Here is a 19708-nt window from a genome sequence, read left to right as displayed (position 1 = left end):
CTCTGGCTCAACGGCTCGGCTTCAACCGGACAGTCAGCCGGTGGCGGCCGTCTGCCACTCGGTGCCGCCCGGCGGATAGTCGTACGCGGGGCGGCCCCGGGATCCGCTCGTACGGAAGGGCTTGCCCCGGTCGTCCACGCGGAGCGTGCCGGACCGGTCGCCGCTGGACCACTCCAGCTCCAGATACCAGCTGACGTCGCGCGCCATGGAGCGCGCGTGGATGTACAGGACCTCCGGGTCCTGCTCGCTCACCTTGTACGGGAAGTCCCGCTGCCCGGACCGCGGTACGGAACTGGGCCGCCCCGCGTCCAGGTCGACGTCGAAGGACTTGGTGGAGACGTTGCCGCCGCAGCCGACGCCCATGGCGTAGTCGGTCCAGGCGAGCGGGGCGCCGCTCCTGACGATGTGTACGCGCAGGGCCTGCAGGACGACCGTGTCGCTGCCGGTGCCCTGCGCGGTGAGTTCGATGAACTGGCCACCGCTCGCCACCCCGCCGAGCGCGCCGACCCAGCTGGACGCGTCCTGCTCGGTGGGCGGCGGGGGGACCTGCGTCGCGGGGCGGTTGATGAGGTAGTGCTGACTGCACGGGTCTTCCCAGGCGTACGGCCGGGTGGACACCACCACCGGTACCGCGCCGCCCGCCGCGCCCCCGCCCGAGGTATGGCCGGCGGAGGGCGCCCGGCTCGCGCCGCTGGAGGCCGGCGGGCTGACGCTGCCTGAGGGGGAGACGGAGGGCGAGGCGGACGGTGATTCCTCGCCCCGCGCGCCGGAGGGCGGTGTGCTCTCCCCGGCGTCCTTGCCCGGAGGGTTGGACACCACCGCGGCGACGGAGTCGTCCTTGGAGGCGAGGGCGGCCCGGCTGCCGATGGCGATGGCGGGGACGGCGACGGCGACGACCGCCACGGCGGCCAGGACGAGACGCAGGCGTTTGGCACGCGGGGCGGTGGACTCCGCGACGGCAGGCTCCTCAACAGCGGGCATCTCAACCGCAGGCGCCACGGCGGGCTCCTCGACGGCGGGCACCTCAACCGCAGGCTCCACGGCGGGCACCGGCTCAGGCTCGGCGGACTCCGCCGACCTCCCTCGCCTTCTCGCCTCATCCGCCAGGATCCACCGCCGGTGCAGCGCGACAAGCTCCTCGGCCGTCGCCCCGCACAGCCGCCCGAGCCGCTCGACGGGTGCGAACTCAGCCGGTACGGCGTCCCCGTTGCAGTAACGGTGCAGCGTGGACGTACTCACATGGAGCTTCCCCGCGAGAACGCCGTAGCTCCGTCCCGAGCGGTCCTTCAGCTCCCTGAGCACTGCCGCGAAAGCCTCGGCCTCGGTCGTCGCCACCCGCTGTCCCCCTCCTCGTACGTCCCAGGAACGCGTTCCAGGCACACGGTATCCCCGCAGGTCAGAGTGTGCGCAGGCGTTCCAGCTTCCCTCATTGTCCCCTGCTGATTGCGGCCTCTTCCGGCCGCCCCACACAGTGAGTGCAGCACAGACCGCACCGCACATCGAAACGGGGAGACACCCTCATGCGCATCATCCGTAACCGTGCCGCCGCAGCCGCCGCCACCGCCCTCGTGGCCACCCTCGCCCTCACCGCCTGCTCCGGCGGCGGCGTTACGAGGGACGCGGATTCAGCGACCGCCCCCGCGGCCTCGGTCACACCCCCCGAGCAGCAGGCCCCCGCCCAGCAGTCGAGCAGCAAGCAGACCCAGGAGCAGAGCCAGAGCCAGAGCCGGAAGCCGGACACGAGCAACACCGGGACCGACAAGGGCGGCAAGGGCGGCACTGGCGGGAAGGGCGGCAGCACGCAGTGGATCCCCTGCACCGGAGACACCACGAAGGTCACCGTCACGAAGGTGAGCCGGCCCATCAACCACCTGCTGCTGACCGCCACCAACACCGGCAACAGGAACTGTGACGCCTACGCGGCGCCGCTCCTCCGTTTCGACGAGGCGCAGGCCGCCACCCAGGTCATCGACGCCAGCCGGCCGCAGGCCGTGGTCACCCTCGCGCCCGGTGAGTCCGCCTACGCCTCGATCTTGCTGTCCGGCGAGGGCGACGGCGCCCACGGCTACACCGCCACGAACCTGACCGTCTTCTTCGACAGCCGCGACGGCCAGGGATCGGTCGGCTCCGGCACCCACATCAAGCTCCCGGCGGGCACTTACACGGACGACGACGCGGCCGTCAGCTACTGGCAGTACGAGATGAACGACGCGCTCACCTGGTGACCCGGCACAGCGGCGCGGCTCGGCTGAATCCTTCCAGCCGAGCCGCGCCGTCCGAACAGATCAGAGCTGATCAGATCGGAGCTGATCAGAGCTTCTCCGCGGCCTCCGTCGCCCAGTACGTGAGGATCACGCTCGCGCCCGCGCGCTTGATGCCGGTCAGGGTCTCCAGGATCGCCGCGTCGCGATCGATCCAGCCCTTCTCCGCCGCGGCCTCGACCATCGCGTACTCGCCGGAGATCTGGTACGCCGCGACCGGCACGTCCACCTCGTCCGCGATACGCGCGAGGATGTCCAGGTACGGCAGCGCCGGCTTGACCATCACCAGGTCGGCGCCCTCTTCGAGGTCGAGCGCCAGCTCCCGCAGGGACTCCCGCACATTGGCCGGGTCCTGCTGGTAGGTCTTGCGGTCGCCCCTCAGCGAGGAGCCCACGGCCTCCCGGAAGGGACCGTAGAACGCCGACGCGTACTTCGCCGTGTACGCGAGGATCGACACGTCCTCTTTGCCGATCGTGTCCAGCGCGTCGCGGACGACCGCGACCTGGCCGTCCATCATGCCGCTCGGGCCCACCACATGGACGCCCGCGTCGGCCTGGACCTGGGCCATCTCGGCGTACCGCTCCAGCGTGGCGTCGTTGTCCACCCGGCCGTCGGCGTCCAGCACACCGCAGTGGCCGTGGTCGGTGAACTCGTCCAGGCAGAGGTCGGACATGACGAGCAGCTCGTCACCGACCTCCGCCTTCACCGCGCGGATCGCGGTCTGCAGAATCCCGTCCGGGTCCGTGCCAGCCGTCCCCGTCGCGTCCTTCTTGGCCGCCTCGGGGACACCGAAGAGCATGATCCCGGAGACACCGGCCGCGACCGCCTCCGCCGCCGCCTTGCGCAGGGTGTCCAGCGTGTGCTGGACGACCCCGGGCATGGTGGAGATCGGGACGGGCCGGCTGATCCCCTCCCGTACGAAGGCCGGGAGGATCAGATCCGCCGGGTGCAGCCGGGTCTCGGCGACCATCCGCCGCATCACCGGATTGACCCGCAGCCGCCGGGGCCGCGAACCAGGGAAAGAACCGTGCGAACTCACGTACGCCTCCTGCGCGATCCGGGCCGGCGCTCGCTCGGCCTGGTGACGTGTTCACCCGCCTCGACGGCCGCGGCCCGGCGCGCGGCGCCGAACGCGGCGAGCGCCTCGGCCAGCTTGTGGACCGACGGCTCGGGCGAGAGGACGTCGACGCGCAGACCGTGCTCCTCGGCGGTCTTCGCCGTCGCGGGGCCGATACACGCGATCACCGTCACGTTGTGCGGCTTGCCCGCGATACCGACCAGGTTCCGCACGGTCGACGACGAAGTGAAGAGTACGGCGTCGAAGCCGCCGCCCTTGATGGCTTCGCGGGTTTCGGCCGGTGGCGGCGAGGCGCGCACGGTGCGGTACGCCGTGACGTCGTCGACCTCCCAGCCCAGCTCGATCAGACCCGCCACCAGCGTCTCCGTGGCGATGTCGGCACGCGGCAGGAACACCCGGTCGATCGGGTCGAACACCGGGTCGTACGGCGGCCAGTCCTCCAGCAGCCCGGCCGCGGACTGCTCACCGGACGGCACCAGGTCGGGCTTCACACCGAAGTCGACCAGGGCTGCGGCCGTCTGCTCGCCCACCGCGGCGACCTTGATCCCCGCGAAGGCACGGGCGTCGAGCCCGTACTCCTCGAACTTCTCCCGCACCGCCTTCACCGCGTTGACCGAGGTGAAGGCGATCCACTCGTAGCGGCCGGTCACCAGGCCCTTGACCGCGCGCTCCATCTGCTGGGGCGTGCGGGGCGGCTCGACCGCGATGGTCGGGACCTCGTGCGGGACCGCGCCGTACGACCTGAGCTGGTCGGAGAGCGAAGCTGACTGCTCCTTGGTGCGCGGGACGAGGACCTTCCAGCCGAACATCGGCTTGGACTCGAACCACGACAGCTGGTCGCGCCGGGCGGACGCGCTGCGCTCACCGACCACGGCTATGACGGGCTGGTGTCCCTCCGGGGAGGGCAGCACCTTGGCCTGCTTGAGCGTCTGCGCGATGGTGCCGAGGGTGGCGGTCCAGGTGCGCTGACGCGTCGTCGTACCGGCGACGGTGACGATCATCGGGGTGTCCGGCTTGCGGCCGGCCGCGACCAGCTCACCCGCGGCGCCGGCGACCGACTCCAGGGTGGTGGAGACGACTACCGTGCCGTCGCTCGCGCCGACCTCGGACCAGCAGCGCTCGCTGGCGGTCCTGGCGTCCACGAGACGTACGTCCGTGCCCTGCGCGTCGCGCAGCGGCACCCCGGCGTACGCCGGGACACCGACCGCGGCGGCGATGCCGGGGACGACCTCGAAGGGGATGCCGGCGGTGGCGCAGGCGAGCATCTCGGTGCCCGCGTCGCCGTCGAGCCCGGGGTCTCCCGAGACCGCACGGACCACCCGCTTGCCGCCCCGCGCGGCCTCCATGACAAGATTGGCCGCATCCCTGATCGCTGGGATTCCGGCGGCTGTTGACGCATCGTCAACAACCGTCAGTGCAGGCGTGCTCACACCCGCCCTGGCATGGCTGCGTACAACATCGAGCACATCCGGCTCGGCAATCAGTACATCCGCTCCCGCGAGCGCCTCGACGGCGCGGAGTGTCAGCAGACCCGGATCTCCGGGTCCGGCACCGAGGAAGGTGACGTGCCCCGATGCGGAGTAGGCCGGACGGTCAGAGGTGGTGGGGCTCAAAGTGCTCGCTCCCCCATAAGACCGGCCGCACCCTTGGCGAGCATCTCGGACGCGAGTTCGCGACCGAGCGCGATGGCGTCGCCGAGCGACGTGGGTACGGGACCGGTGGTGGACAGCTGCACCAGCGTCGAGCCGTCGGTCGTGCCGACGACGCCGCGCAGGCGCATTTCGTTGACAACCTGTCCGTCGGCCAGCAGGTCGGCCAGCGCACCCACAGGTGCGCTACAGCCGGCCTCCAGGGCGGCGAGCAGGGATCGCTCGGCGGTCACGGCGGCCCGGGTGTCCGGGTCGTCGAGCTCGGCGAGCACTGCGGCGAGGTCCACGTTGACCGCGGCGCACTCGACTGCGAGAGCCCCCTGGCCGGGGGCGGGCAGAACCATGTCGACCGACAGGAAGTCGGTCACCTCACCGATCCTGCCGATGCGGTGAAGGCCGGCGGCGGCGAGCACGACGGCGTCGAGCTCCCCGCTGCGGACATATCCGATCCGGGTGTCGATGTTCCCCCGGATCGGGACGGTCTCAATGGTGAGGCCGTGGCTGCGGGCGTACGCGTTCAGCTGCGCCATCCGGCGCGGCGACCCCGTACCGACGCGGGCGCCCCTGGGCAGCCGCTCGAAGGTCAGCCCGTCGCGCGCGATCACGACGTCGCGCGGGTCCTCGCGGCGCGGCACGGCCGCCATCGTCAGATCGTCGGGCTGGGTCGTCGGCAGGTCCTTCAGCGAGTGCACGGCGAAGTCGACCTCACCGGCCAGCAACGCGTCACGCAGCGCGGTGACGAAGACGCCCGTACCGCCGATCTTCGCGAGGTCCTCGCGGGAGGTGTCGCCGTACGTGGTGATCTCCACGAGCTCCACCGGCCGCCCGGTCAGCTCGCGCACCGCCTGCGCCACCTGCCCGGACTGGGCCATGGCGAGTGTGCTGCGTCTGGTTCCGAGCCTCAGTGCCTTCTCGGTCATACTCGCCCTCTGCCTACACCATCGGTGTCATTCAGGTCGGCCCGGCTGACGGCGGCGACCGTCTGCGGGTCGAGGTCGAAGAGTTCTCGCAGCGCGTCCGCGTATCCGGCGCCGCCGGGCTCGCTGGCGAGCTGCTTGACCCGCACGGTGGGCGCGTGCAGGAGCTTGTCGACGACACGGCGCACGGTCCTGGTGACCTCGGCGCGCTGCTTGTCGTCCAGGCCGGGGAGCCGGCCTTCGAGCCGCGCGACCTCGCTGCTCACCACGTCGGCGGCCATGGCGCGCAGCGCGACCACGGTCGGCGTGATGTGCGCGGCGCGCTGGGCGGCGCCGAAGGCGGCCACCTCGTCGCAGACGAGGGTGCGCACCTGGTCGACGTCGGCGGCCATCGGCGCGTCGGCGGAGGCCTCGGCCAGCGACTCGATGTCCACGAACCTGACCCCGCCGAGGCGGTGCACGGCGACGTCGATGTCACGGGGCATGGCGAGGTCCAGCAGCGCCTGCTGACCCGTACGGCCGTACAGCGCGGCCTCGACGGCGTCGGCGGTCAGCACCAGACCGGTCGCGCCCGTACAGGAGACGACCACATCGGCACGTGTCAGCTCGTCGCCTATGGAGCCCATGTCCACGGCGCGCGCGCTCACGCCGGTGGATCCGGACTCGTCGAGGATCTGTACGAGCCGGTCGGCGCGCGCGGCCGTGCGGTTGGCGATCACGATTTCGTCGACCCCGGCCCGCGCGAGCGTCGCGGCGGCCAGCGAGGACATCGAGCCCGCGCCGATCACCAGGGCGCGCTTGCCCTTGGCCCAGGCCTCCACGGCGTCACCGGCGGCGAGCTGCTCCAGGCCGAAGGTGACGAGCGACTGCCCGGCCCGGTCGATACCGGTCTCGCTGTGGGCCCGCTTGCCGACCCGCAGCGCCTGCTGGAACAGATCGTTGAGCAGCCGGCCCGCGGTGTGCAGCTCCTGCCCCAGCGCCAGCGCGTCCTTGATCTGCCCGAGGATCTGGCCCTCGCCGACGACCATCGAGTCCAGTCCGCAGGCCACCGAGAAGAGGTGGTGGACGGCCCGGTCCTCGTAGTGCACATAGAAATAGGGAGTGAGCTCTTCCAGGCCGACCCCGCTGTGCTGGGCGAGCAGCGTGGACAGCTCGGCGACACCGGCGTGGAACTTGTCGACGTCGGCGTACAGCTCGATGCGGTTGCAGGTGGCGAGGACGGCGGCCTCGGTCGCGGGCTCCGCGGCGAGCGCGTCCTGCAACAGCTTGACCTGCGCGTCGGTGGGCAGCGACGCACGCTCCAGCACGCTCACCGGCGCGCTGCGGTGGCTCAGTCCGACGACCAGAAGACTCATGCCGGCATCACCGCGGGGACGTCCCCGTCAGGTCCCTTCCGGCTCGCGGCGGCGGCACCGTCCGCCGCGCTCTCCACGGTCCTGTCACGCTCGGCGGCCGACAGGGCCGCCTCCGCGGCAGCTCCCTCGCCGGCCTTGCGCTGCTCGTGGAAGGCGAGGATCTGCAGCTCGATGGAGAGGTCGACCTTGCGTACGTCCACACCGTCAGGCACGGAGAGCACGGTCGGCGCGAAGTTGAGGATCGAGGTCACACCGGCGGCGACCAGCCGCTCGCAGACCTGCTGGGCGGCGCCCGCAGGGGTCGCGATGACCCCGATCGAGACGCCGTTGTCACTGATGATCTTCTCCAGCTCGTCCGCGTGCTGCACCGGCATCCCGGCGACCGGCTTGCCGGCCATCGCGGGATCGGCGTCTATCAGCGCGGCGACCCGGAAGCCGCGGGACGCGAAGCCGCCGTAGTTGGCGAGTGCGGCGCCGAGGTTACCGATACCGACGATCACGACCGGCCAGTCCTGGGTCAGCCCCAGCTCGCGGGAGATCTGGTAGACGAGGTACTCGACGTCATAGCCCACACCCCTGGTTCCGTAGGAACCGAGGTAGGAGAAGTCCTTCCGCAGCTTCGCGGAATTGACCCCGGCCGCGGTCGCGAGTTCTTCGGACGAGACGGTGGGTACGGAGCGCTCGGAGAGAGCGGTCAGCGCCCGCAGATACAGCGGGAGCCTGGCGACGGTGGCCTCGGGGATTCCTCGGCTACGGGTCGCCGGTCGGTGAGTTCGGCCAGTTGCCACGGTGCTCCTGCGGGATGAGCGGGGCTGCAGGCGGCCGTATGTACCAGGACCGCCCCGTCGAATGCAGGCTATGTCTTTGTGAACGCGTGCACAAAGATTGTGTCCGTTTTGTCCGCGCAAAGTGACCGGGGTCACGCGTCCGGATCTCATGACTCCGGAACCAGCGACCCGATCAGCCCGTTGCACACACGAAGGGGGCAAAACGGAACACACTCCTCACGAATACGCCCCCGAGACCGCTCCCCGCGGACCCTCCGGGACCGGTCCCCGGACCTGCGGCGGCGGCCGTTCGCGCACCGCGTCGCGATCCGGACGGCGCCCCTCGGAGAGACCCGGCGAAGCGCCCACGATGGTAACCGCCTTTCCGGTCAGATCCCCAGTTCACGACGGAGCCGATCCGCGTCCACCCGCCAGAAGGTGTGCTGCTCGCCGTCGACCAGCACCACCGGAATCTGCTCCCAGTACGCGCGGTGCAGCGCTTCGTCCTGAGTGATGTCCTTTTCCTCCCAGGACGCACCGGTCTCCGCGCACACCGCCTCGACCACCGCACGGGCGTCGTCACAGAGATGACACCCCGGCTTCGAGACGAGCGTCACCATCCGCTCGCCGGCCTTCTTCTTCGTCGTACGCCGCAACAGAGGACTCATGGATCCCATTCTCCGCCCGGACGGCTCCCGGAGCGGCCGGTCGTCCACAGGCACGCCGTGATCAAGGGATGAAGGGATTAACAGACCGGTCGCGGAGAGTTCACCCCGCGGCTCCCCGGCCCGTAAGGAAGTACCGAACGAACTGGCTATGCTCACGATATGGCCGCACTGGGATGGCTCACCCCCCGCAAGCGCTCCGCTACCGCCCGGAGCGTGCTCGCGGGCGAGGCCGCAGCCGAGGCAGGACTGAAGTCCACGCAGGAGTCGCAGCAGACCGCTGCCGCCGCGGGCAAAGCCGCCGAGGTGCCCGACTTCCCCGTCTTCGGGGACGTCCGCGCCGCCGCCTTCTTCGATCTCGACAACACCGTGATGCAGGGCGCCGCGATCTTCCACTTCGGCCGCGGCCTGTACAAGCGGAAGTTCTTCCAGCGCCGCGAGCTCGCCCGGTTCGCCTGGCAGCAGACCTGGTTCAGGCTGGCCGGGGTCGAGGACCCCGAGCACATGCAGGACGCCCGCGACAGCGCCCTGTCCATCGTCAAGGGCCACCGCGTCTCCGAGCTGATGTCCATCGGCGAGGAGATCTACGACGAGTACATGGCCGACCGCATCTGGCCCGGCACCCGCGCCCTGGCCCAGGCCCACCTGGACGCCGGCCAGCAGGTCTGGCTGGTCACCGCCGCGCCCGTCGAGACCGCGACGATCATCGCCCGCCGGCTCGGCCTGACCGGCGCCCTCGGCACCGTCGCCGAGTCCGTCGACGGCGTCTACACCGGCAAGCTCGTCGGCGAGCCGCTGCACGGCCCCGCGAAGGCCGAGGCCGTCCGGGCCCTGGCCGCGGCCGAGGACTTCGACCTGGACCGCTGCGCGGCGTACAGCGACTCGCACAACGACATCCCGATGCTCTCGCTCGTCGGACATCCGTACGCCATCAATCCGGACGCCAAGCTCCGCAAGCACGCGCGCCGGCTGGACTGGCGGCTGCGCGACTACCGGACCGGCCGCAAGGCGGCCAAGGTCGGCATCCCGGCGGCGGCCGGAGTGGGCGCCATCGCGGGTGGCACGGCGGCCGCGGTCGCCCTGCACCGCCGCCGCCGATAGGCGCGTCGCACGACCCCGTAGCACCGCCCGATCACGGCCCCCGCGGCACAGCCCGCGCGGGGCCGTACGCGTCCCCGCTCCCCGTCACTCAGGCACAACCCATCACGTGAGCAAGCAGATCTTGACGGGATCCGATCAATAAGCGGTCACGATGTGCTGCTTGATGTGCCTCCAAGGCGTCACAGAAGCGACCTAATCGATGATTTGAGCAACTGGGTGTAGCACTGCCTGTACGAAGCGTTATTCTCCTCAGACGCATACCGGACCCCACACGTCGCCACGACGAGTGAACGGTCCCGCACTGCACGTGATGGAAGCTCTGCCTCTGGGAGTCCCGTGTACCCACACGTCGGGGTTGACGCCTCGGGCCTGGCTACGCTGCGCGCAACGGTCCTCGACCGCTTGCGCGGCTTCGTCCCCACCGCGTACGCCGTCCCCGCCTTCGCCGCACCGGCCCCTGCCGTGAGCGGCCCTATCGGACCTTGTTATGCCCTGGCGACAGGCGGTGCGGCGGTCGGCAGACGGGGAAGCCGAAGCAGCGCCGCCGCCTCGACCACCGCTCGCCGGCCCACCGCCGACAGCGACAGCGCCCGCATGATGGAACTCGTCGAGCGTGCCCAGGCCGGTGAGGCCGAGGCCTTCGGCCGGCTGTACGACCAGTACAGCGACACCGTCTACCGCTACATCTACTACCGCGTGGGTGGAAAGGCGACCGCGGAGGACCTCACCAGCGAGACGTTCCTGCGCGCCCTGCGCCGGATCTCCACCTTCACCTGGCAAGGGCGCGACTTCGGCGCCTGGCTGGTCACCATCGCCCGAAATCTGGTCGCGGACCACTTCAAGTCGAGCCGTTTCCGCCTGGAAGTGACCACAGGCGAAATGCTCGACGCCAACGAGGTCGAGCGCAGCCCGGAGGACTCCGTCCTGGAGTCCCTTTCGAACGCGGCACTGCTGGAAGCCGTACGGAAGCTCAATCCCCAGCAGCAGGAGTGCGTCACACTGCGCTTCCTGCAGGGCCTCTCGGTCGCGGAGACGGCCCGGGTCATGAGCAAGAACGAAGGAGCGATCAAGACCTTGCAGTACCGAGCCGTACGCACGCTGGCCCGGCTGCTCCCGGAAGACGCCCGCTGACCACGACCGTCTCCCCCTGCTGCCGCCCGCCTCCGCCCCCCACTCCGCCCGCCCCCACCCCGGACTCAACTCACAGTCGGTGACGCCTCGATGACGCACTGGTCCGATCATCTTTCGCGCGTAACCCAAGTGCCGCGACGCTCGTTGTGCGTGATGCAGGCTCCCTGCGGTCACGCCATGCCCGCAGCCACTCACTCAATCGTGTGGATGCGCTCAAGGCGTGCAACCTTCCGGACCCCCAGGGGAGTCGATCGTCATGACGAGAGGAGGTGCCGCCAGTGATCGCGAACGTTTCGGCACACCGGCGGGCGAACGCCTTCGCCCAGGCCCTGGAAGACCAGACGGTCCGGGGCGCGGCGGCCGAACAGCCCGCCGATTCGGCCGGACAACCGGCCGAACAGGGGCGGCTGTTGGCCCTGGCGAGTGGTCTCGGTGAGCTACCGAAACCCACGCTGGACCCCGAGGTCAAAGTGGTGCAACGAGCACAGCTCGTGGCAGCCATGGAGACCATGCTGCTGGAGGGCACAGCGTCCGGAGGTGCGTCCTCGGGCCTTACGGTGCCCGAGCAGCGGACGTCCGGCCGGGGAGCCCACCGGGCATCCCGGCTCCGGAAATTCCGCCCCAGATCCCGCTGGTCCAAAGGCCTCGCGGCCGGCGGACTCACGGTCGGGGTGGCCGCCGGCGCATTCGGCGGAGTGGCGGCTGCCAGTTCCGACGCGCTGCCGGGTGATTCGCTGTACGGGCTGAAGCGCGGCATGGAGGACATCAAGCTCGACCTGGCGGACGACGAGTCCGACCGCGGCGAGCTGTACCTCGACCACGCCTCGACCCGCCTCGGTGAAGCCCGCCGGCTGATGGAGCGCGACCGTTCCGGGCAGCTCGACCATGAATCCATGGCCGAGATCCGGCGCACTCTGGGCGGAATGAAACACGACGCCACCGAAGGCCACCGTCTGCTCCACCAGGCATACGAACGGGACGGCTCGCTGGGCCCGATCGCCACGCTGTCGTCGTTCTCCGCTTCGCACCGCCAGGCGTGGAACGGGCTCCGCGAGCGGCTGCCCGTCCAGCTGACAGACGTCGGCGACGAGGTCAGCTCGGTGTTCGACGCCATAGACGAAGAGGTCGCTCCGCTGCAGTCGCTGCTGCCGCGCGCCCCGGAGACCCGGCGGGACTCCCGCCACCCCGGCTCGACCCAGGACTCCGACGGAGCCGGCCATCCGGGCGGTCCCTCCTCCTCACCGAGTGGGAGCGCGGGCGGGTCGCACAGCGGCGACCATCCGCACCCGTCGGGCCAGGACTCGGACGGCTCGTTCCAGGACGGTCTGCTCGGCGGGAACAGCGGCGGACTGCTCGACCCGCCGCGCAACAGCGCCACACCCTCGCCGTCCGAGCACAGGGACGGCTCCGACCGCCCGGGTCCTGACGTCACGATCCCGCCGCTGCTGCCGGATCTGCTGCCGGGCCTCGGCATCGACGCCGACGACGCGAACTAGCAAGCTGCTGGGCACGCCTGTACGCGCGTGAGGCGCGGCGCTCCCCGAGAGGAGTACCGCGCCTCACGTATGCCTGAAACCGCATGCCGGAAACCGCATGCCTGAAGCCGGTGGCCTCAGAAGAACACGGACCGCCGGTCCACCAGCAGCTTGTACAACGTGTGCTGGATCTGCTCCCGCACCTGATCCGTCAGATTGAACATCAGCATCGGGTCCTCCGCCGCCTCCGGCGGATAGCCGTCCGTCGGAATCGGCTCACCGAACTGGATCGTCCACTTCGTCGGCAGCGGCAGCGCCCCCAACGGCCCCAGCCAGGGGAACGTCGGCGTGATCGGGAAGTACGGAATGCCCAGCAGCCGCGCCAGCGTCCGCGCGTTGCCGATCATCGGGTAGATCTCCTCCGCCCCCACGATCGAGCACGGCACGATCGGCACCCCGGCCCGCAGAGCCGTCGAGACGAACCCGCCCCGGCCGAAGCGCTGAAGCTTGTAGCGGTCGCCGAACGGCTTGCCGATGCCCTTGAAGCCCTCCGGCATCACCCCGACGACCTCACCGCGCTGCAACAGCCGTTCCGCGTCCTCCGCGCACGCCAGGGTGTGCCCGGCCTTCCGTGCCAGCTCGTTGACCACGGGCAGATGGAAGACCAGATCGGCGGCCAGCAACCGCAGATGCCGGTCCGCCGGGTGATTGTCATGGACGGCGACCTGCATCATCAGCCCGTCCAGCGGCAGCGTGCCGGAGTGATTGGCCACCACGAGCGCCCCGCCGTCCGACGGGATGTTCTCGATGCCCTTCACCTCGACCCGGAAGTATTTCTCGTAGAGCGGCCGGATCAGCGACATCAGGACCTGGTCGGTGAGTTCCTTGTCGTACCCGAACTCGTCGACCTCGTACTCACCGGTGACCCGCCGGCGCAGGAACGCCAGCCCGCCCGCGAGCCGCCGCTCCCAGCCGCTCACGCCGCCGCCCTGCTCATGGACCGCCTCGCCGTCCTCGGCGGCGGCCTCCGCCCCGGCACCCGGCTCCCGCTCCTCGGCGGCCGGCTCTTCGGCCGGGTGGTCCATCGCCGGGCCCTCCGCCGGCAGGCTCTCCGCCGGCCCCGGCGGTACGGAATCCGCTACGGAATCCGGCACAGAATCCGGTACGGGCGTCAGCGAACCCTGCTTGCGCCCCTGCCCGGGAGGCTGCGCCGGGCCCTGCGCCCGCCCGTGGGCACGCTTCGCGGCACCGTCCTTGGCCTGCTTGGGCCGGCCGGCGGCGGAACCACGCCTCGACCTCGGTTCATCACCGAAGGGGATGACCTTGGCATCGGCCATGTCAGATGCGCTCCTTGCTGACGAAGGTGGACAGCCGTTCGACCGTACGGGCCACAGCCTCGGGCGGCAGCAGCCCGGTGCCCCGGCCGCGCGCGAAGTCCGCGAAGGCCTCCGCGGTCGTGTACGTGGGCACGAATCCCAGTGTCTCGCGCATCTGGTCCGTACTGACGACCCGGCCGTGGGTGAGCAGCCTGATCTGCTCCGGCGAGAAGTCCGACATCCCGACCGTCCGCAGCGCCGACCCGACCCAGGTCACGGCCGGCAGCGGGACAGGCACCGTGGGCCGCCCCAGCCGCCGTGAGCACTGCGAGAGCAGCAGCACACCGTCACCGGCGATATTGAAGGTCCCGCTGTTGAGCGTCCCGCGCCGCGGCTCGTCCGAGGCGATCCGCAGCACATCGATGACATCGTCCTCATGCACGAACTGCAGCCGCGGGTCATAGCCGAAAACCGTCGGCAGAACGGGCAGCGAAAGATATTCGGCGAGCGGGGAATCCGCCCCGTGCCCCAGGATGTTCGCGAAGCGCAGCACGCAGACCGCCACATCCGGCCTGCGGCGCGCGAAGCCGCGTACGTACCCCTCGACCTCCACCGCGTCCTTGGCGTAGCCACCGCTCGGCAGCGACTTGGGCGGCGTCGTCTCGGTGAAGACCGCCGGATCGCGGGGCGCGGAGCCGTACACGCTCGTCGTGGACTTGACCACCAGCCGCTTGACCGTCGGCGACTTCTGGCACGCGCCGAGCAGCTGCATCGTGCCGATGACGTTGGTCTCCTTGACCGAGGCACGGTTGCCGGCCCCCAGCGGAGTACCCGTCACATCCATATGGACGACGGTGTCGACGCCGTGCTCGGCCAGGACTCTCGCTATGGCGGGCTGACGGATGTCGGCCTGGACGAATTCGGCGCCGCCCAGATGGTGCCCGGGAGGGACCGCGTCCACGGCGATCACCCGGTCCACCTCGGAGTCGCGTTGCACGCGCCGTACGAAACGTCCTCCGAGCTGCCGGGCCGCTCCGGTCACGAGCACGACCTTGCCCACGATCAGCGCCTTCCCTAGATCCGGTGGGTCTCACCCACGGGTTCCACCCGCGGGTCTGCCCACGCGTCACCGTAGCGGGTCGGTATTGCACCGCGATGACCACGCGACGCGCTTGACCGCTCTTTGGCCGAACTCTTGATCCGGACAAACACCGCGGCCCCTCCACCGTGTCGGTGGAGGGGCCGCGAATGCACGAACAGCTGCCGCTTACTTCTTGTTGCGACGCTGAACGCGGGTGCGCTTGAGCAGCTTGCGGTGCTTCTTCTTGGCCATCCGCTTGCGCCGCTTCTTGATAACAGAGCCCACGACTACCCTCGCTCACTTCTCTTCACTCGGTGCGGGGCGTCTGGGCCCACACGACCTACGTCGGCCTAGCCTACCCGTCGCCGAGTGAGGGACGTAATCCGGAGGCAACCCCTAGGCCGACTCCACCCCCACAAAGGACTCGCGGAGATACTCGTGAACCGCTTGCTCCGGAACCCGGAAGGACCTGCCCACCCGGATCGCCGGCAGATGACCACTGTGCACCAAGCGGTACACGGTCATCTTCGACACTCGCATCACCGAGGCGACTTCCGCCACGGTAAGGAACTTGACCTCATTGAGAGGCCTCTCGCTGCCAGCAGCCATGACCCACCTGTACCTTCCGCACACGACGGCCACCGGCTTCCCCTCCGGTAACTCTTCGTCGCTGTGCGCTCACACCCCAGACTAGGGGCGGGTGATACGAGTGGGGAAGAGGAGTAGCCTACGGCGGCCTACTGTGACAGACACGCTTGATTGAGTACATAGCGAGTAATCGGCCAGTAGTAATCGGACCGCACGGCGTCATCAAGCGGAACGGCCACGGAGACTCGCCCCTCGGCCTCCCCCACGAACAGCGCGGGATCGTCCGTATCGGCCAGGCCGATCGCCTCAATGCCGAGCTGACCTGCCCCGCAGACCCAGCCGTGGTCCCCCACGACCAGCTCGGGCAGCGGCCCGCCGGCCTCCGCGACACCGTCCAGCGCGACCCGAACCGGCAGCGGCGAATGGGTGTGCGCCCCGGTCTCACGCCGGGCACTGCGCTCCCCGGGCTCCCGTACGAGCGCGACCCCCCGTACGTAGTCGAGATGGTACGTACGTACCCCGAACCGGGTCGTTATGTCGATACATCGCCCCTGCGCCGGGGTGAGGACGAGACAGCCCGCCGCCGACAAAGCGTCTGCCAGCGCCGCGTAGAACCCGAGCAGCCGATGCGGATGCCCCGTACCGAACAGCACCGTGGCCCCGCGCCCCGCGGCCTCGCCCAGCCGCTCGGCGAAAGCGTCCAGCGCGCACAGCGTCCGCTCCGGATCGATCACATCAGGGCCCGTCACATGACCGGGATCGCCGGAAACCCCGCACTTGTCGGCCATGAGCCTGAGCAAGTCCTGCTCACCCCATGCCCATTCCGGATCGAGTCCGAGCGTCACGCGGGGATCGCGCGCGGCGAAAAGACGATAGCTGCGCAGACTCTCCTCCCGCGACGTGGCCACGGGACCGGCCAGCCTGGCCGCCAGCAAATGTGCCCGCAGGGCTCCGGTGCTCAACACCCTGCTGATGCTGCCGCGTCCGCCACCGGTCCGGGCCGGAACCCGGGATACACCGCACAGTTGGCGTAACGGACGACGGGCGCGGAGAGCTCGTCACGGGGGCAGGTTCTAGGCCAGCAGCCCCCGCAGCGGGAACGCCGCTCTGCGTGTCGCCAGGATCGCCTGGTCCAGCCGGTCCGCCGGATCGTAACCGGCCTCCCACGGCTGCCAGCCCGGCGTCCGCCCGTCCGTCATCCGCCCCGGCCCCAACTGCCGCGTCCGCGCGTACACCTCGTCCCGCCAGGACGCCGGCACCGCCGACTCGGGGTCGACCGGCGCGTGCGCCGCGATCCCCACCAGATGGGTCCAGGACCGCGGCACCACATCCACCACCGCGTAACCGCCCCCGCCGAGCGCGACCCACCGCCCGCCGTCGACGTACTCGTGCGCCAGATCGTGACAGGACGCCTGCACCGCGCGCTGCGCGTCGAGCGACACCGCGAGATGCGCCAGCGGATCCTCGAAATGCGTATCCGCGCCGTGCTGCGTCACCAGCGCCTGTGGCCGGAAGTCCGCCAGCAGCTCGGGCACCACCGCGTGGAACGCCCGCAGCCAGCCCTCGTCGCCCGTACCGGCCGGCAGCGCCACATTCACCGCACTGCCCTCACCCGCACCGGCGCCCGTCTCCTCCGGCCAGCCGGTCTGCGGGAACAGCGTCCGCGGATGCTCGTGCAGCGAGACCGTCAGCACCCGCGGATCCTCCCAGAACGCGGCCTGGACGCCGTCCCCGTGATGCACATCCACATCGATGTACGCGACGCGCTCCGCCCCCAGCTCCAGCAGCCGCGCGACCGCCAGGGCCGCGTCGTTGTAGACGCAGAACCCGGAGGCGGCCCCCGGCATCGCGTGGTGCAGTCCGCCCGCGAAGTTGACGGCATGCGCGGCCTCGCCGCGCCACACCGCCTCGGCCGCGCCCACCGACTGCCCGGCGATCAGCGCCGACGCCTCATGCATCCCCGCGAAGGCCGGATCGTCCATCGTGCCGAGGCCGTACGACCCGTCGGCGGAGCGCGGGTCCAGCGAGACCCGCCGTACCGCGTCCACATAGTCCTGGTGGTGGACGAGCCGCAGCGTCGAATCCCCGGCGGGCGGCGCGGCCACCACATCGACCGCTCTGTCGAGTCCGTACGCCCGCACCAACCCCATGGTCAGCGCCAGCCGTACCGGGTCCATCGGATGCTCGGGCCCGAAGTTGTATCCCGTTACTGCGTCATCCCACATCAACCGTGCGCGGCCGCTCATGCGTGCCACCGTATCGGTCCTGCTCCGCCCCGAACGAGCGGGCGTACACCAGTGTCACCAGGACCATCGCCATCGGTACGAGCATCGCGCCCCGATAGCTCCACACCTCCCCGACCACCCCCACCAACGGCGATCCCACAAGAAAGCCCACGTAGTTGCAGACATTGAGCCGGGCCACCGCCGCGTCACCGGCGGCCCGCCCGTGACGCTCGAAAGCGCGCCGTCCGGCCGCCGCGAACGTCTGCGGCACGATCACACACAACCCGAGCCCAAGCAGCGTGAACCCCAGGATCCCCGTCCAGGCCCCCGGAGCCACCGCGACCACCGCGAACCCCAGGCCGGCCAGCACAGCCCCGCCCCGCACCACGGCCACGGGCCCGAACCGCCGTACGGCCAGATCCCCGACGACCCGCCCCAACAGCGTGGTAACCATGTAGGCGTTGTACGGAACGGTCGCCAACTCCTCAGAGCTACCAAGCACATCCTGAAGGTACTTGGCGCTCCAGTTCGACACGGTTGAGTCACCGACGTAAGCGAAGGCCATGACGAGGAAGAAAGGCAGCAGAAGCGAGAACGCCACAGGTGCACGCCCCTTGCCACCAGAACCGCCGATGCCACCAGAACCGCCGTCGTCATCACCATCCGCGGCGTCCACGTACCAACGGCTCCCGATCAACGCGGCGGGCAGCAGCACCGCCACCACCGGCAGATACGACACGAACAGCGACAGATCCCAGTGCGCGCCCACCCACGCCAGCGACGCCCCGACGATCCCGCCTAGGCTGACCGAAGCGTGAAAGCCGATCATGATGCTCCGCCCGTAAGCCCGTTGAAGGCTCACGCCGAGCATGTTCATCGACGCTTCCAGCGCACCCACGGCAAGCCCGAGCACTCCCAACGCGACGGCTACCTGCCACAGCTCGTCACCGGATCCGACCCCGAGAAGCGCCAGCAGGACGACGGGCTGAGCCCAGCGAACCACCGTGCTCGGCCGGACCCGTTTGATCAGCCTCTCGGAGGCGACACTGCCGACACCCGCGAGGATCGGCACGGCGGCGAGAAAGGCGGGGAGGAGACCGTCGGATATCCCGTACTGGTCCTGGATGGCCGGAATACGCGTCACGAGCAGCGCGAAGGTCAACCCCTGGACGAGGAAGCTCCACGCGAGAGAGACCCGACCGTGCCGCAACTGTGCATCTGTCATGGCGGACAGAGTAGGACGCTCCGCTACCCGTGGGTAGACTGATCAGGCAACAGATCGGCCAAGCAGTCCCGGCAGCTCCGCCATCCTGGCGAAGTACCCGTTGGCACCGGTCAGTTTCCCGGCGGACGTCATCGCCGTGAACGCGTACACATCCATGCCCGCGGCCCTGGCGGCCGCGACCCCGAGGGGACTGTCCTCCACCACGGCACAGCGCTCGGGAGCCACCCCCATCCGTTCGGCGGCATGGAGGAAGAGATCCGGCGCCGGCTTACCGCACCCCACGTCCTGCGCGCTGAAGATGATGCTGTCGTCGAACCACCGGTCCAGCCCGGTCTTGCGATGCCCGACCCGGATGCGCTCATGGCTCCCGGACGAGGCGACGCAGTACGGCACTCCCTCGGCGGCCAGCTTCCCCAGCAGCTCGACAACCCCGTCGACCGGCTCCAACTCCCGCTCGAAGGCGGCGAAGACACGCGCGTGCAGTGTGTCGTCGAAGTCCGCGGGGAGGAGACGGCCGGTGCGCTCCTTCACCAGATCGTGGACGCGATGCACGGCGGCGCCCATGTAGTCGCGCAGGGAATCCTCGTAGGAGGTGGGATGACCCAGCTCGGTGAGATAGCCGGCCAAGATGGTGTTGGAGAGAGGCTCGCTGTCGACGAGCACACCGTCATTGTCGAAGATGATCAGTTCGTAGCGCATGCCTCGACCCTAAACGGGTCCGGGGAAATGGGTGGTGAACGCAGAAATGCCCCGCACCATACGGTGCGGGGCATTCCCACAAAGGTTGTTCGGCGGCGTCCTACTCTCCCACAGGGTCCCCCCTGCAGTACCATCGGCGCTGTGAGGCTTAGCTTCCGGGTTCGGAATGTAACCG

The 19708-nt window shown here is 70.0% G+C and carries 19 protein-coding genes and 1 rRNA gene; 4 read left to right on the top strand and 16 right to left on the bottom strand.

What is annotated here, in order from left to right; translation table 11 throughout:
* Positions 1-33 precede the first annotated feature (33 nt).
* Positions 34-1335, bottom strand: coding sequence for a helix-turn-helix domain-containing protein (locus tag ACFVWW_RS31940; protein ID WP_386879252.1), 1302 nt, complete (start codon positions 1333-1335; stop codon positions 34-36).
* Between the two features lie 185 nt (positions 1336-1520).
* On the opposite strand from ACFVWW_RS31940, the gene ACFVWW_RS31935 reads away from it, so the two are divergent.
* On the top strand, positions 1521-2225 hold the full coding sequence (locus ACFVWW_RS31935; RefSeq protein WP_384186010.1) for a DUF4232 domain-containing protein: 705 nt from the start codon (positions 1521-1523) through the stop codon (positions 2223-2225).
* An 85-nt stretch (positions 2226-2310) separates the two neighbouring features.
* On the opposite strand, the gene hemB is transcribed toward ACFVWW_RS31935, so the two are convergent.
* The 6 genes from hemB to ACFVWW_RS31905 form a co-directional block, all read right to left on the bottom strand.
* Positions 2311-3300, bottom strand: a complete 990-nt coding sequence (hemB, locus tag ACFVWW_RS31930; protein ID WP_386879253.1) for a porphobilinogen synthase — start codon at positions 3298-3300, stop codon at positions 2311-2313.
* A complete protein-coding gene (locus tag ACFVWW_RS31925) occupies positions 3297-4952 on the bottom strand; it encodes a uroporphyrinogen-III synthase (protein ID WP_384193176.1) in 1656 nt (551 codons plus the stop codon). The genes hemB and ACFVWW_RS31925 overlap by 4 nt, the downstream gene beginning before the upstream one ends.
* Complete coding sequence (gene hemC / locus ACFVWW_RS31920; RefSeq protein ID WP_384193179.1) at positions 4949-5908, bottom strand: hydroxymethylbilane synthase; 960 nt, start codon at positions 5906-5908, stop codon at positions 4949-4951. Before hemC ends, ACFVWW_RS31925 begins: the two co-directional genes overlap by 4 nt.
* The gene (locus tag ACFVWW_RS31915; RefSeq protein WP_386879254.1) at positions 5905-7260 is read right to left on the bottom strand and encodes a glutamyl-tRNA reductase; all 1356 of its coding nucleotides are present in this window, start codon (positions 7258-7260) and stop codon (positions 5905-5907) included. Before ACFVWW_RS31915 ends, hemC begins: the two co-directional genes overlap by 4 nt.
* Positions 7257-8048, bottom strand: a complete 792-nt coding sequence (locus tag ACFVWW_RS31910; RefSeq protein ID WP_384193185.1) for a redox-sensing transcriptional repressor Rex — start codon at positions 8046-8048, stop codon at positions 7257-7259. Before ACFVWW_RS31910 ends, ACFVWW_RS31915 begins: the two co-directional genes overlap by 4 nt.
* 368 nt (positions 8049-8416) lie before the next feature.
* Entirely contained in the window at positions 8417-8695 is a 279-nt protein-coding gene (locus ACFVWW_RS31905) for a glutaredoxin family protein (RefSeq protein ID WP_384334991.1), read from the bottom strand.
* Positions 8696-8854: 159 nt separating this feature from the next.
* Here ACFVWW_RS31905 and ACFVWW_RS31900 point away from each other — a divergent pair, with 159 nt between their 5' ends.
* From ACFVWW_RS31900 to ACFVWW_RS31890, 3 genes are all read left to right on the top strand, one after another.
* Positions 8855-9793 carry an HAD family hydrolase gene (locus ACFVWW_RS31900; protein ID WP_384193191.1) on the top strand — a complete coding sequence of 313 codons (939 nt, stop codon included), beginning with the start codon at positions 8855-8857 and terminating at the stop codon, positions 9791-9793.
* Between the two features lie 336 nt (positions 9794-10129).
* Complete coding sequence (locus ACFVWW_RS31895) at positions 10130-10924, top strand: ECF subfamily RNA polymerase sigma factor, BldN family (RefSeq protein WP_384193194.1); 795 nt, start codon at positions 10130-10132, stop codon at positions 10922-10924.
* A gap of 278 nt (positions 10925-11202) precedes the next feature.
* Positions 11203-12420 carry a DUF5667 domain-containing protein gene (locus ACFVWW_RS31890; RefSeq protein WP_386879255.1) on the top strand — a complete coding sequence of 406 codons (1218 nt, stop codon included), beginning with the start codon at positions 11203-11205 and terminating at the stop codon, positions 12418-12420.
* A gap of 116 nt (positions 12421-12536) precedes the next feature.
* Here ACFVWW_RS31890 and ACFVWW_RS31885 read toward each other — a convergent pair whose 3' ends face one another.
* From ACFVWW_RS31885 to rrf, 9 genes are all read right to left on the bottom strand, one after another.
* On the bottom strand, positions 12537-13736 hold the full coding sequence (locus tag ACFVWW_RS31885) for a lysophospholipid acyltransferase family protein (protein ID WP_384193199.1): 1200 nt from the start codon (positions 13734-13736) through the stop codon (positions 12537-12539).
* Between the two features lies 1 nt (position 13737).
* Positions 13738-14775, bottom strand: a complete 1038-nt coding sequence (locus ACFVWW_RS31880; RefSeq protein ID WP_386879256.1) for an NAD-dependent epimerase/dehydratase family protein — start codon at positions 14773-14775, stop codon at positions 13738-13740.
* Positions 14776-14982: 207 nt separating this feature from the next.
* The gene (locus ACFVWW_RS31875; RefSeq protein WP_003948845.1) at positions 14983-15081 is read right to left on the bottom strand and encodes a 30S ribosomal protein bS22; all 99 of its coding nucleotides are present in this window, start codon (positions 15079-15081) and stop codon (positions 14983-14985) included.
* Positions 15082-15192: 111 nt separating this feature from the next.
* Entirely contained in the window at positions 15193-15405 is a 213-nt protein-coding gene (locus ACFVWW_RS31870; RefSeq protein ID WP_014046653.1) for a helix-turn-helix domain-containing protein, read from the bottom strand.
* Between the two features lie 128 nt (positions 15406-15533).
* The gene (locus ACFVWW_RS31865) at positions 15534-16349 is read right to left on the bottom strand and encodes a phosphatase (protein ID WP_384193205.1); all 816 of its coding nucleotides are present in this window, start codon (positions 16347-16349) and stop codon (positions 15534-15536) included.
* A 108-nt stretch (positions 16350-16457) separates the two neighbouring features.
* A complete protein-coding gene (locus tag ACFVWW_RS31860) occupies positions 16458-17630 on the bottom strand; it encodes an acetoin utilization protein AcuC (protein WP_384193208.1) in 1173 nt (390 codons plus the stop codon).
* Positions 17599-18834, bottom strand: coding sequence for an MFS transporter (locus ACFVWW_RS31855; protein WP_386879257.1), 1236 nt, complete (start codon positions 18832-18834; stop codon positions 17599-17601). The genes ACFVWW_RS31860 and ACFVWW_RS31855 overlap by 32 nt, the downstream gene beginning before the upstream one ends.
* A gap of 42 nt (positions 18835-18876) precedes the next feature.
* A complete protein-coding gene (locus ACFVWW_RS31850; protein ID WP_386879258.1) occupies positions 18877-19533 on the bottom strand; it encodes an HAD family hydrolase in 657 nt (218 codons plus the stop codon).
* Between the two features lie 87 nt (positions 19534-19620).
* Positions 19621-19708 (bottom strand): 5S ribosomal RNA (gene rrf, locus ACFVWW_RS31845); the annotation flags it as partial.

The organism is Streptomyces sp. NPDC058198 (assembly GCF_042882605.1).
Classification (GTDB): Bacteria; Actinomycetota; Actinomycetes; order Streptomycetales; family Streptomycetaceae; genus Streptomyces.
The sequence above is the reverse complement of the archived record's forward strand: the minus strand, read 5'-3'. Positions and strand labels throughout refer to the sequence as shown.

Bases quoted from the DNA above. Each gene is read 5' to 3' on its own strand.
- ACFVWW_RS31870 (WP_014046653.1), bottom strand. From the start codon at position 15,405: ATGGCTGCTGGCAGCGAGAGGCCTCTCAATGAGGTCAAGTTCCTTACC.
- ACFVWW_RS31935 (WP_384186010.1), top strand. From the start codon at position 1,521: ATGCGCATCATCCGTAACCGTGCCGCCGCAGCCGCCGCCACCGCCCTC.
- ACFVWW_RS31915 (WP_386879254.1), bottom strand. From the start codon at position 7,260: ATGAGTCTTCTGGTCGTCGGACTGAGCCACCGCAGCGCGCCGGTGAGC.
- ACFVWW_RS31885 (WP_384193199.1), bottom strand. From the start codon at position 13,736: ATGGCCGATGCCAAGGTCATCCCCTTCGGTGATGAACCGAGGTCGAGG.
- ACFVWW_RS31905 (WP_384334991.1), bottom strand. From the start codon at position 8,695: ATGAGTCCTCTGTTGCGGCGTACGACGAAGAAGAAGGCCGGCGAGCGG.
- ACFVWW_RS31860 (WP_384193208.1), bottom strand. From the start codon at position 17,630: ATGAGCGGCCGCGCACGGTTGATGTGGGATGACGCAGTAACGGGATAC.
- ACFVWW_RS31900 (WP_384193191.1), top strand. From the start codon at position 8,855: ATGGCCGCACTGGGATGGCTCACCCCCCGCAAGCGCTCCGCTACCGCC.
- ACFVWW_RS31850 (WP_386879258.1), bottom strand. From the start codon at position 19,533: ATGCGCTACGAACTGATCATCTTCGACAATGACGGTGTGCTCGTCGAC.
- ACFVWW_RS31855 (WP_386879257.1), bottom strand. From the start codon at position 18,834: ATGACAGATGCACAGTTGCGGCACGGTCGGGTCTCTCTCGCGTGGAGC.
- hemC (WP_384193179.1), bottom strand. From the start codon at position 5,908: ATGACCGAGAAGGCACTGAGGCTCGGAACCAGACGCAGCACACTCGCC.